The organism is Chryseobacterium sp. MA9 (assembly GCF_024399315.1).
Lineage (GTDB): Bacteria > Bacteroidota > Bacteroidia > Flavobacteriales > Weeksellaceae > Chryseobacterium.
The window spans coordinates 2,681,071-2,692,916 of record NZ_CP075170.1 but is presented as its reverse complement, the minus strand read 5'-3'; the positions used below and the strand labels follow the sequence as shown (position 1 = coordinate 2,692,916).

The window sequence follows — 11,846 nt, the reverse complement described above, 5'->3', positions numbered from 1 at the left end:
TGGAACCTTAAATGATGAGTTCAGGAGACATTTTTTGTCAATATTATGTGATCAGATACAGAAGCTGCATTTTCAAGGGCAACTCTTGTTACTTTAGTTGGGTCTATGATTCTTTGTTCACAGAAGTTATTTATTAAGTTTGATTACTCCGGCATAAGTCGCAATCCAGATTGAACCATCTTTGTCTTTTGTTATTCTCTCGCAATAAACACTTGGAACATTTGAATTTTCATTGGTATAAGTTTCCCATTTTTTTGAGTTGATGTCATAACTTAAAACGCCAACTCCACTTACCGTTATCCATAACAAATTACTCTCTTCATCCAAATAAAAATCATTGATTGCATTTTCACTGAACATTTTAGGATTTGGATGTTTTATTCTTGTCCACTTCTGTTGTAAATCTAATATATAGATTCCAGCATCATCAGATTTATCATTGTATAAGCCAAACCAGAAGTTCCCTTTTTTATCTTCATAGATTTTTGAGATGTATGCTTTTGATAAAGGTGAATTTTTATCGTTTAATGGTTTAGTTATTCCATTTTCAATCATTACATTTCCTTCAAATGTTCCAATCCAGATTCTATCTTTTTTGTCTACATAAACACCAAGGGTTTTGTCAGTGGGTAGATTTGAATTTTGTTTGTTAATTACAGACCAGTTCTTTCCGTCAAACTTTGCGACACCATTCCAAGAGGTAAACCATACATTATTTGAGTGGTCAACAAATATTTTTCTTGCCCAATTAATAGGAGAATTTATTGAGTCGTATTTTGTCCAGTTTTTGTTATCATATTTATAAACATCCCAGGCAGCAATAAACCACTTATTGTTGTTTTTGTCAACTTCTAAATCCCGTACTGATGCTGTTTCATTTTTATTATAAGGAGGAGGAGATATTAATGTATTTTTTGAATTAAAATGTTCCCACTGGCCATTATTTATTTTTACAATTCCATTATCTGTTCCAATCCAGATATTATTGTCCAAATCATTTGCAACAGCTCTTGTCATGTCCCAGGGTAATTCTGAGTTTTGTTGAGTGAATACAGTCCAGCCTTTTGAAAGTTTTTCTTTATCGGTTCCTTTTATATCAGGAGTTCCAACGGATTTTGCATTAGGTTGATTTTTAAAATCAAATATTCTGCGTTTTGCAGAAAAATTGCTGTTTTCAAATTCAAAAATTAGCGAAACAGAGCTATTTGTTTTTTTATTTTGTGAAATCGCAGGTTCCCAATTTGATGTTGAGTTTATTGCATTCTGTAAGCCTAATTTTTTTGAGGAGATATTAGTTTGATTTAATGAGCTTAGCAGGCAAGGTTTTCCATATTCGTCAATTAAGATTTGTACTTCAATTTTTCCGGCTATTTTGCTCAAACTTTTTTTGTCAAATTTGTTCAACAATTCATTTATTATTGAGCTTTGTGGCTTAGCTATAGTTTCTCCACAATCAAGACAAAAGGAACTTAAACTGCAATCTTTGTATTTTTCAGGATAAAGATTCTGGGAATAACTTAATGTTAAACTAAAGAAGGTCAATAATAAAAGTATAATTCTTTTCATATTGGGTTATTTTTCATGTGTTATAGTTACTCATCAAATATAATAAAAACCGCTCTACAAAGTAGAACGGTTAGTATATTAAATTGTCTTAGCTACAAGCTACTACATCATTCCTGGCATTCCACCACCCATTGGCATAGCTGGTTCAGCGCTCTTCACTTCAGTGATAACACATTCAGTAGTAAGAAGCATTCCAGATACAGAAGCTGCGTTTTCAAGGGCAACTCTTGTTACTTTTGTAGGGTCAATGATTCCTGCTTCAAGCATGTGAACATACTTTTAGCGTTGTATTCAAAGATTATTAATTACATAATTGATCTTTTTAGTTGCGGTAAACTATTAAGAGTATAATAAGAATTGCAGGTACAATAATTAAAATATGATAAAGAAAATATGAATGTAAATAGTACTCAGATTTATATTTTATTATTTGCCAACAATTCAATTCATGATAACTTGCTTTTTTTGTTTTGAAAATATTATTGTCTATTTGTAAATGATTGTCATATTTCTCAAGTACTTTTTGATATGAAATAGATATTTCTTCAGTGAATTGATTTTTTCTTTCCTGAGAAGGATTTTCTTCAAGAGTTTTAAAAATTCTAAGCTTATTGTAAATCTCAGATAATTCAAGACCACAGTTATGAAATTCTTTAGATTTTAGCGTATAATCTTTTGAGCTTTCTATTTGCCCGAATACTAGAGCTAGAATTGACAAGCTAGTTATCAAATATGCTAATAAATTGTCGTCAATAATTTTCGAATTTATATTATAGACAGTAATTAAACCAGCAATTGTCAAATAAACAGAAATCATATTTATTGCAAGGTTTGATAATTTCCCAGTTCTTATGAGCCTGGAACTGGCATTAAACCTACAACCTTTAGTAACCCAAATTTTGTAATTTAATTCTTCTAGGAACGTTTTATTTAAGTAGTCGCTATATCTTCTCTGTTGTGTATTTGACATAGGTAAAAGTTTTTTATAGAATATTTAGATTTGTTGATCTAAATTTAAAATAATGAAATAATACTTCCTTACGGAAAACTGTAAAAAAACCGCCCTACAAAAGCAGAGCGGTTTTTATATATTAAATTTGTTTCAACGACACGCTATTACATCATTCCTGGCATTCCACCACCCATTGGCATAGCTGGTTCAGCGCTCTTTACTTCAGTGATAACACATTCAGTTGTAAGAAGCATTCCAGATACAGAAGCTGCGTTTTCAAGGGCAACTCTTGTTACTTTTGTAGGGTCAATGATTCCTGCTTCAAGCATGTGAACATACTCGTCAGTTTTAGCATTGTATCCGAAGTCTCCTGATCCTTCTGCTACTTTAGCAACAATTACAGAACCTTCACCACCTGCGTTAGCAACAATTTGTCTTAATGGCTCCTCGATTGCTCTTTTCACAATTTTGATCCCTGTAGTTTCGTCAGAATTGATTCCTGTAAGGTTTTCCAAAGCAGAGATTGCTCTTACTAAAGCAACACCTCCACCTGCAACAATACCTTCTTCTACAGCTGCTCTTGTAGCGTGAAGTGCATCATCTACTCTGTCTTTTTTCTCCTTCATTTCTACTTCAGAAGCAGCACCTACATAAAGTACAGCAACACCTCCAGCTAATTTAGCTAGTCTTTCCTGAAGTTTTTCTTTATCATAATCAGAAGTAGAAGTTTCCATCTGAGCTTTGATCTGAGCTACTCTTCCTTTGATTTTCGCTTCGTCACCACCACCGTTTACAACCGTTGTGTTGTCTTTGTCTATCGTTACTTTCTCAGCAGTTCCCAGCATATCCAAAGAGATGTTTTCCATAGTGAAACCTTGCTCTTCAGAGATCACCTGTCCACCTGTAAGGATAGCGATATCTTCTAACATTGCTTTTCTTCTGTCTCCGAATCCCGGAGCTTTTACAGCAGCAATTTTAAGAGAACCTCTTAGTTTATTTACAACCAAAGTAGCTAAAGCTTCACCTTCAACTTCTTCAGAGATAATTAATAGAGACTTACCACCTTGTGCAATTGGCTCAAGAACCGGAAGTAATTCTTTCATTGAAGAAATTTTCTTCTCTACTAAAAGGATATATGGGTTTTCCAGTTCAGCTAGCATTTTCTCAGGGTTAGTCACGAAGTAAGGTGACTGGTAACCTCTGTCAAACTGCATACCTTCTACAACATCTACTGTTGTATCAATACCTTTAGCTTCTTCTACAGTAATTACTCCTTCTTTTCCAACTTTTCCGAAAGCTTCAGCGATTAAAGCACCAATAGTTTCGTCATTGTTAGCAGAAACAGAAGCAACCTGCTTTACCATTTCTGTAGAATCTCCAACAGTCTGAGACTGTGTTTTCAGGTTTTCAACAACTGCAGATACAGCTTTGTCAATTCCTCTTTTAAGATCCATTGGGTTAGCACCAGCAGCTACGTTCTTAAGACCTTCTCTTACGATAGCCTGTGCCAATACAGTAGCGGTAGTAGTACCGTCTCCTGCAATATCATTAGTTTTGGAAGCCACTTCTTTTACCATCTGAGCTCCCATATTTTCTACTCTGTCTTCAAGTTCGATTTCTTTTGCAACAGACACACCATCCTTAGTTACATGCGGAGCACCGAAAGATTTTTCGATTACTACGTTTCTCCCTTTAGGACCTAAAGTTACTTTTACTGCATTAGCCAATGCATCTACCCCTCTCTTTAGAGCGTCTCTTGATTCAATATCGAATTTTATTTCTTTTGCCATATTGTTTAGCTTTTGGCGACTGGCTGTTAGCTTTTGGCTTTAACAAGTCGCAGTTTGATTTTAAATGTTAGTTTACTTTTAGCTTATTCCACAATGTTACAAGCTTCTTTTTAAGTATTGTTAATTCTTGTAAAATATTTTGATAATCATTTTCATGGATGTATCCTAAATCTTTGGCCAGAATTAATTGGTTTTCGGCTTCATTGGATGATCCTAGTGCAATATTGATGAAGTTAGCAAATTCTTTATCTGAATTCCTGCCACTCCCTTCAGCAATATTATATCCAATTGATGCAAATGACCTTCTGATCTGAGAGGTAAGTCCAAAAATTTCTTCTTTCGGAAAACTTTGAGTTGAAGTATAAACTTTTAAAGTCAACTGATGACTTAATTTCCAAACTTCAAATTTTTTAAAATCTCTCATAAACTAATTTCTATGCAGAAAAAAGCCATTTGCCAGAAGCCAATAGCTAGAAGCTTATCCTATGATTCCTAATAAATCAGCTTCTCTTACGATTAAATAATCTTTTCCTTCAAGCTTCAATTCAGCTCCTGAATATTTTCCATAAAGAACTTTGTCACCTACCTGAACAGTTGTAGGCTCATCTTTTTTACCAGGACCTACTGCCACAACAGTACCTTCTTGAGGTTTTTCCTTTGCAGTGTCCGGGATGATAATACCTGAAGCCGTTTTAGTTTCTGCAGCAATAGGCTCTACTAGAACTCTGTCTGCTAATGGTTTAAAGTTTACTGACATAATATGTTTATTTATTAATTATTTCTGTGTAGTAATTCTCTAAATGTATGCCATGAGAGACTGGTGGATGAAATGGCAGACTTTTGTTTGCGAATGTGAAAATTTGGCAGAAAAATTATTTCTTGCGGGCTGGAAATCCGAAAAGATAACTGGTTGCTACAGGTACTACAAACAGAAGAACAGTAATGGCGGAAACTAGAATTTCCATGGTATGGCTGGCTAAGAAATGAGCGAATGCCGTAGCAGGGTAGAAGTGCTCAAATAAAGACAAACTTAGTTTAACACCTAAAATAGCAATTACAATAAAAGCTGCCGTTTCCAGAAAAGGAAATACCTGCATCAGACGAACAAACCACTGTGCAATAAATCTCATCGCTAAAATCCCTATAAATACCCCAAGCGTAATCAAAAGTAAATTGTCTGAAAAAGCTACTGCCGCAAAAACATTATCTATAGAAAAAGCAAGATCCATTACCTCTACAATAGCTACAGTGGCCCAGAATTGTCCCAGCAGCCCAATTGAATTTTTGTACAGCCAGCTGGATTCTTTGTCTGGGGTTTCCTCCGCATCTTCTTCATCTTTATTTTTAATCTTTTTGATAAACCAGTCAAAGGAAATATAGAGCAGATATAATCCTCCCAGCGGTTTTAGCCACCAAACGGAAATTAATACGGAAGCAAAAATAAGAGCCAGCCCGCGAAACAGGTACGCTCCAAGGATTCCGTATTTTAAAGCTCTTTTTCTTTGATGTTCCGGCAGATCCATTACGATGGTAGCCAGCACTGCAGCGTTGTCTACAGAGAGAAGACTTTCAATAAGGATAAGATTGCCGATAATGGCTATAGATTTTGCAGGGTTTTGTAATATGTCATTTAAAAGGTGTGTGAAATCAGGAAACATCATTTTTTAAAGAAATAGTATTTTGGTTAAGTTTTGAAATAATGGCAGCAGAAACAGAAATGCCTATGAAATTGGTAACAGATCTGGCTTCATTCATAAAGCGGTCTACACTGTAGAGCAGAGCAAGGTCTGTGGTAGGAATTTTTCCAAAACGGCTTAGGGTAAACATCAGGGCAAGGAAGCCTGATCCAGGTACTCCCGAAGCAGTTTTTGAAGCAATTGAAATGGTTATAAAAAGCCAGAAATAATCTTTTACCGTAAGAGGAATGTTATAAAACTGGATAAGGAAAATACATGAAATGGAAAGGTAAATACATGCTCCCGCCAGATTAAAATTGTACCCGAGAGGAATAATAAGACGAAGAATTTTCCGGTCATAGCCCTGTGATTCCATTTTATCAAAAATCATGGGGAATGCCATCTTTGAAGAAGAGGTTGCTATAACAAGGATAATTTCTTCTTTGATGCTGATTAAAAAATCCCAAAGGTTAATTTTGAAATAAGCCGTTATAACACCTAATATTCCGAAAATAAAAAATACACAGGTAAGATATACCGTGGCAACAATCTTACTTAATGGAAGCAAAGTATTAATCCCGTATACAGAAATTCCGTAAGCGATATTAGAGAAAATGACTATCGGAAGAAAGATGTAAACATACTTGATGAGCTTGAAAAATAAGTTTCTTCCCCTATCTATAGCTTTGAGAATGTTATTCTTTTTCTTTGAAAGACCTATCAGGACGCCGGCAGTTATTGAGATTAAAAGAAAAAGTACATAATTGCTGATATGTAATGGATTGGTTGTTTTTGTTAAAAACCTTTCCGGAAGGGCTTTATGTGAAGAAATAATAATTCCCGTATTGGCTCCCGGTTTTAAAAGAAGCCCGGACCCAATTCCCAATACAATACTTACGGAGGTGATGATTAAAAAATACAAAACCATCTGACTTACAATTTTAAAAGCATTTTTGGTGCTGAAAATGTAGCTTACCCCATAAGTTACGGCAATGAAAATAACAGGAATAATCAAAACCTCAAGAAGCATGAAAAAGTAACTGCTTACCGTTTCCAGATGTTTACTGACTTCCGGAAAATAATAACCGGTTAATGCTCCACAGATAATGGCTGTGAATACATAAAGCGTAAGATTTCTTAAATAGGAGTCTGTAAATGTTTTTTGCTTAGAAGGTTTCATCATTCACTTTTTATAAGGTAAGATTACAAAATTCAAAGATATAATCTTATATAATACCAAGTGCCAATGCACTCAGCAACATTACGATTGATGATCCTATAGCCCATTTTAAGGTGAATTTCAGGTGGTCAGAGAATTCAACACCTGCCAGTGAAACCAACAGATAAGTAGAAGGAACCAAAGGACTTAATAAATGGGAAGCCTGGCCCACAAGACTGGCGCGTCCTAAAATATCAGGAGGAATATTCAGCTGGCTGCCCGTTGCTGTAATCACGGGTAATATTCCAAAATAATAGGCATCATTGGTAAGGAAAAAAGTCAGCGGTACACTGAATATTGCGGTGATTACATTCAGATAGCTGCCCCAGGTTTTAGGAACGATGCTGATAATACTGTTTCCCATAGAGTTCATAATTCCGGTACCATTCAGGATTCCTGTGAAAATTCCTGCTCCAAAGATCATACCCGCTACAGATAACGCATTTCCTGCATGTTTTGAAATAATTTTCTGCTGGTCTTTCAGTTTCGGATAATTGATCACGGAAGCTATACAGAAAGCAATCATAAAAGCAACTCCCAAAGGAATAATGTCCAGAATCATAACACAAAGCAGGACAATGGTCAGGATCAGATTGATAATAATAAGCTTGGGACGTCTTAATGCCGGATCATTCTCGCCGGCAATATCCTGTCCGCTGTATTTGGTGTATTTTCCGTGTTTGCTTATTCTTTTTTTCTCTCGGACTCCCAGAATGTAGGCAACAAAAAATACCCAGATCAGCCCGATCACCATTACAGGAATCATAGGAACAAATATTTCTGTATGGCCAAGTTTAAGAGAGCTCATCACTCTTGCAGTAGGACCTCCCCATGGTAAAATATTCATAATACCGCCTGCAAGCATGATAATACAGGTCAGAACTAAAGGATTCATGCCTTGTTTTTTATAAAGCGGGAGTAATGCTGCCACTACAATAATATAAGTGGAAGAGCCATCTCCGTCTAAAGAAACCAAAGTGGTGAGAAGGGCGGTTCCGATAGTTGTTTTTACAGGATTATCTCCTACAGCTTTTAAGATGACATTGACAAGTGGCTCAAAAAGCCCGGTATCAATCATCAGACTGAAATACAGGATGGCAAAAATCAGCATAACCCCCGTAAGTGCTATTTCTTTTACTCCATCTTTCATCATTTTTCCCAGGTCAGGCCCGAATCCTGCTGCTACAGCTATAAGTACAGGTACAAGTACTAAAGCGGTAAGCGGAGTCATCTTTTTGTTCATGATAAGAATCATGAAGATGAAAATCATTAAAAAACCAAGAAATGTAAGCATAGTTGTGTGTAAATATTATTAATGAGGTTATTATTGTTTCTTTTTTCTCCAGTCAAAATTGTTTCTGAATCCTACGAACCCATAATTACTTGTCTTTTTGGTTTCCAGCTGATTGATAAAAGCCAACTCCAAAGCAGAGTTTTTTCCTAATTTTATTCCAAGGCCTGCTGTAATACGATTGCTGTCGAAGGGTTCTAGCTTATCAACATTCATTCTTATTTCATTTTTAAGAATACCGTAGAGCTTTTCTTTTTCTCCTTTTTTATTGAAAGGAATTCTGACAGAGATGAGGTACCGTATTCTTACCTCAAATTCATCAGGATTGCTGATAAAACGTTCTTCCACTCTTAGTCGGTTGGAGATTGACGTTCTGCCGATGTAATAATCAGCAGTTACCTGCTGGAAAGGTCTTTTTTCATATCTTATCTTTTTAGAATCGTCTGCATTATAAGATTCAAGGATTAAAAACATAGCTCCTGCAGCAGGTTTTATATTTTCTACCACTTCATAATCTACATAAGCATTCACCAGAAAAAGCCTTGTGTCATAAGCTAGGTCAAAGGAACGGTATTGGGTAAGAGCGGTTAAAGTACTTTTGTCAGTTAGTTTTGCCGACATCAGGTACTGAAACCACATATTATAATTGTCTTTACTTTGACTGTGTAAAAGGCCATTTACCAGGCAAAATGATAAAATAAGCGTTAATTGTATATTAAGTTTCATGTAATATTTGATTAATATTGCGGTTTCTCAAATATATTTATTCGGCAGAGCAGGCCTGGATTTTTTCAATCAATGACAGTTTTTCTCAACGAACTGCATTTTGAGACAAAAAGATATTATATTTGATGCGTTTCAAAATAAGGTATGGACTATGTTTTTAATCATTAATTTTATTGTTATATTATTGATTATCAGAATTTTATTCAGTGGTAAGATTCTGGAAAGTCTTATGAAGTACCGTTGGAAGTTTCTGCTGAGGTTTCAGCATATTTTTTTCCTTTTTATCTTCATTTTGATGACTTATTTCACCGAAAACTACTTCCTGGATTCAACTCAATTGGTGATAAGCATTATTTTAAATACAATTTTCAATGTTGGAATTTATTATCTGGTATACTATTATCTTGTTCCCCGGTTTTATTTATCCAATAAGTATCCGGAGTTTATCCTGTATGCTTTAATCTGTTTTTTGGTGTCCAGTCTTTTCAGGATTCTTTGGGAGCCGGCAGTTTTTCAGATAGATTTCAGTGAAAAAGGCTACCATGTTGGGTTCCTGTATAATGTCTACATCTCGCAGGGAATAATAATTTTGGTCGGCTCTTTTTTGGGAATTACCAAAGACAAATTTTTAATAGAACAGGATGTAATTAGCCTTGGTGAAGAGAAAGATCAGCTTTATCTTGATTTGCTGAAGTCTAAGCTGAATCCTCATTTTTTGTTGAATACTCTTAATAATATATATGCGAACAGTTTTACCCATTCGGACAAAACATCGGATTCTATTTTGCAGTTGAGCAGGCTTCTGAAGTATATTATTTATGACAGCGGAAAAGAAAAAGTAACGGTTTCCCAGGAATTTTCTTCACTGAAAGCTCTTGCGGCTTTGTATCAGCTTAAATATAATAATCAGCTCAATATTGTAATGGATATTGAAGATCAGGAAGAATTTGACATTGCTGAAATCCCGTCTGCTATACTTCTTACTTTATTTGAAAATGCATTAAAACACTCAGCAATAGGAGAGGATGCTCATGGTTTTATAAAATTATTCTGTAATATTGAGCGCTTTGAACTGTATTTTGAAATTATAAATTCTGTAGGGAAAGATAGAAATCATGCAGCTGAATCTAATTATCACGGATTGGGTCATGAAGCAATTATTCATATATTGGAAAAATTTTATCCTGATCAGTATGAATTTTATTCCGGACCGAAAGAAAATGATCAATATAAAATTGCTTTAACAATTACTATCAATGGCTAACCTGACTATCGTTAATGTAGATGATGAATATCCTGCATTACAGCTTGTAAAACAATATTGTGATCAGCTTGAGGATGTTGAACTGCTGGCTTCATTTCAGAAACCGGAAGAAGCACTGGCTTTCCTGAAAGCAAACAAAGTGGATCTGGTTGTTTTCGATATCAATATGCCTGGAATTAATGGAGTAGAGCTTTTGCAGCAGCTTTCTGATCCACCGCTATGTATTTTTCTTACTCTGGAAACAAAATACGCGGTGAAAGCCTTTGAGCTGGATGTTGTTCATTATCTTATAAAACCTGTAGATTTTGATACTTTTAAAAAAGCAGTCAATAAAGCTAGAGATTTTGTTCAGTTTAAAAGTTCTGCTAATAATAATCAGCAGGAAGACTATATTATGTTCAAATCCAATTATGTGATGAATAAAGTTTTCCTTAAAGATATTCTTTGGATACAGGGATTCGGTGAATATATCGTACTGATGACTCCATTGAAAAAGTATATGATTTTGGAGAGAATGTCAAATTTTGAAGAGAAATTTCAGCATTTCGGATTCATCAGAATTCATAAGTCTTATATTGTATTATCAGATCATATCAATTCTTATAATTCCGGGCATGTTTTTTTGAAAAACGGAGAAGAGCTTCCACTGGGACGAACTTATAAAAAGAATGTAAAAGCACATTTAAGCTAAAAAAGAAAAGCCGGAATTTTTCCGGCTTTTCAAAAATTGTTATCTGATGACTGAACTATGGACAATATTGTCCAGGTCCGATCCACAGGATACATTGTCCTTTGTAATTGTATTCACAGCAAATACGTCCTGCAGCTCCGCCATTGATAGATTTCTGAGCATCTCTGCTTAATAATTTAGCGTTTTTCATAGTTAATAATATTTTGATTTGTACGTTCCTGAGCATTTAAAGTCAATCAGGATTTTGACATTTGGTGTAAAAGAAGTGGATCAAAGATACTATTTTTCCTTATTATGGGATATATTTTATTGCTGTTTTTTAAAATAAAATTTTGATTATCAGTTGCTAATGTTTTTATTCAATAAGTATGATAGGCAATACACAGATTAAGAATATAAACACAGAAAGCCGGAAACTTCCGGCTTTATTCAAAATTGTTATCAGATGATTGAACTATGGGCAGTTCTGTCCCGGTCCGATCCATAAAGTACATTTTCCGTTGTCGTCGCGTTCGCAGCATACAATTCTGGCAGCAATTCCGCCATTGATGGTTTTCTGAGCATCTCTGCTTAGTAATTTGGCATTTTTCATAAGTAATATTTTGTTTTTTTTGATCCTGAACATTTATTGTCAATCAGGTTTTTGACATTTGGTGTTATGATAATTCAAA

14 protein-coding genes are annotated in these 11,846 nt (G+C 34.9%); 2 read left to right on the top strand and 12 right to left on the bottom strand.

All coding sequences use genetic code 11. From position 1 onward, the window contains the following. Positions 1-126: 126 nt before the first annotated feature. From KIK00_RS22920 to KIK00_RS12110, 10 genes are all read right to left on the bottom strand, one after another. Entirely contained in the window at positions 127-555 is a 429-nt protein-coding gene (locus KIK00_RS22920; RefSeq protein ID WP_370647752.1) for a two-component regulator propeller domain-containing protein, read from the bottom strand. 1,113 nt (positions 556-1,668) lie between these two features. Then, positions 1,669-1,833, bottom strand: coding sequence for a hypothetical protein (locus KIK00_RS12150; protein WP_370647760.1), 165 nt, complete (start codon positions 1,831-1,833; stop codon positions 1,669-1,671). A gap of 55 nt (positions 1,834-1,888) precedes the next feature. Further along, a complete protein-coding gene (locus tag KIK00_RS12145; RefSeq protein WP_255812672.1) occupies positions 1,889-2,536 on the bottom strand; it encodes an SLATT domain-containing protein in 648 nt (215 codons plus the stop codon). 146 nt (positions 2,537-2,682) lie between these two features. Beyond that, positions 2,683-4,308, bottom strand: a complete 1,626-nt coding sequence (gene groL, locus KIK00_RS12140) for a chaperonin GroEL (RefSeq protein WP_255812671.1) — start codon at positions 4,306-4,308, stop codon at positions 2,683-2,685. A gap of 67 nt (positions 4,309-4,375) precedes the next feature. Continuing rightward, entirely contained in the window at positions 4,376-4,732 is a 357-nt protein-coding gene (locus tag KIK00_RS12135) for a four helix bundle protein (protein ID WP_255812670.1), read from the bottom strand. Positions 4,733-4,786: 54 nt separating this feature from the next. After that, positions 4,787-5,065 (bottom strand): co-chaperone GroES, encoded by a 279-nt coding sequence (gene groES, locus KIK00_RS12130; RefSeq protein ID WP_034696138.1) that lies wholly within the window; start codon positions 5,063-5,065, stop codon positions 4,787-4,789. Between the two features lie 115 nt (positions 5,066-5,180). After that, a complete protein-coding gene (locus KIK00_RS12125; protein WP_255812669.1) occupies positions 5,181-5,969 on the bottom strand; it encodes a TerC family protein in 789 nt (262 codons plus the stop codon). Further along, positions 5,956-7,167 carry a cation:dicarboxylate symporter family transporter gene (locus tag KIK00_RS12120; protein ID WP_255812668.1) on the bottom strand — a complete coding sequence of 404 codons (1,212 nt, stop codon included), beginning with the start codon at positions 7,165-7,167 and terminating at the stop codon, positions 5,956-5,958. Before KIK00_RS12120 ends, KIK00_RS12125 begins: the two co-directional genes overlap by 14 nt. Positions 7,168-7,210: 43 nt before the next feature. Continuing rightward, the gene (locus tag KIK00_RS12115) at positions 7,211-8,497 is read right to left on the bottom strand and encodes a CitMHS family transporter (protein ID WP_255812667.1); all 1,287 of its coding nucleotides are present in this window, start codon (positions 8,495-8,497) and stop codon (positions 7,211-7,213) included. 30 nt (positions 8,498-8,527) lie between these two features. After that, positions 8,528-9,220 (bottom strand): DUF2490 domain-containing protein, encoded by a 693-nt coding sequence (locus KIK00_RS12110; RefSeq protein WP_255812665.1) that lies wholly within the window; start codon positions 9,218-9,220, stop codon positions 8,528-8,530. Between the two features lie 151 nt (positions 9,221-9,371). On the opposite strand from KIK00_RS12110, the gene KIK00_RS12105 reads away from it, so the two are divergent. Together KIK00_RS12105 and KIK00_RS12100 are read left to right on the top strand one after the other, a co-directional pair. Next, positions 9,372-10,484 carry a sensor histidine kinase gene (locus KIK00_RS12105; protein WP_255812664.1) on the top strand — a complete coding sequence of 371 codons (1,113 nt, stop codon included), beginning with the start codon at positions 9,372-9,374 and terminating at the stop codon, positions 10,482-10,484. Next, positions 10,477-11,175: a LytTR family DNA-binding domain-containing protein gene (locus tag KIK00_RS12100; protein ID WP_255812662.1), complete on the top strand. Its 699-nt coding sequence runs from the start codon at positions 10,477-10,479 to the stop codon at positions 11,173-11,175. Before KIK00_RS12105 ends, KIK00_RS12100 begins: the two co-directional genes overlap by 8 nt. Positions 11,176-11,230: 55 nt before the next feature. On the opposite strand, the gene KIK00_RS12095 is transcribed toward KIK00_RS12100, so the two are convergent. Both KIK00_RS12095 and KIK00_RS12090 read right to left on the bottom strand, forming a co-directional pair. Continuing rightward, the gene (locus KIK00_RS12095) at positions 11,231-11,365 is read right to left on the bottom strand and encodes a hypothetical protein (RefSeq protein ID WP_255812661.1); all 135 of its coding nucleotides are present in this window, start codon (positions 11,363-11,365) and stop codon (positions 11,231-11,233) included. A 264-nt stretch (positions 11,366-11,629) separates the two neighbouring features. Further along, complete coding sequence (locus KIK00_RS12090; protein WP_167498910.1) at positions 11,630-11,767, bottom strand: hypothetical protein; 138 nt, start codon at positions 11,765-11,767, stop codon at positions 11,630-11,632. Positions 11,768-11,846 lie beyond the last annotated feature (79 nt).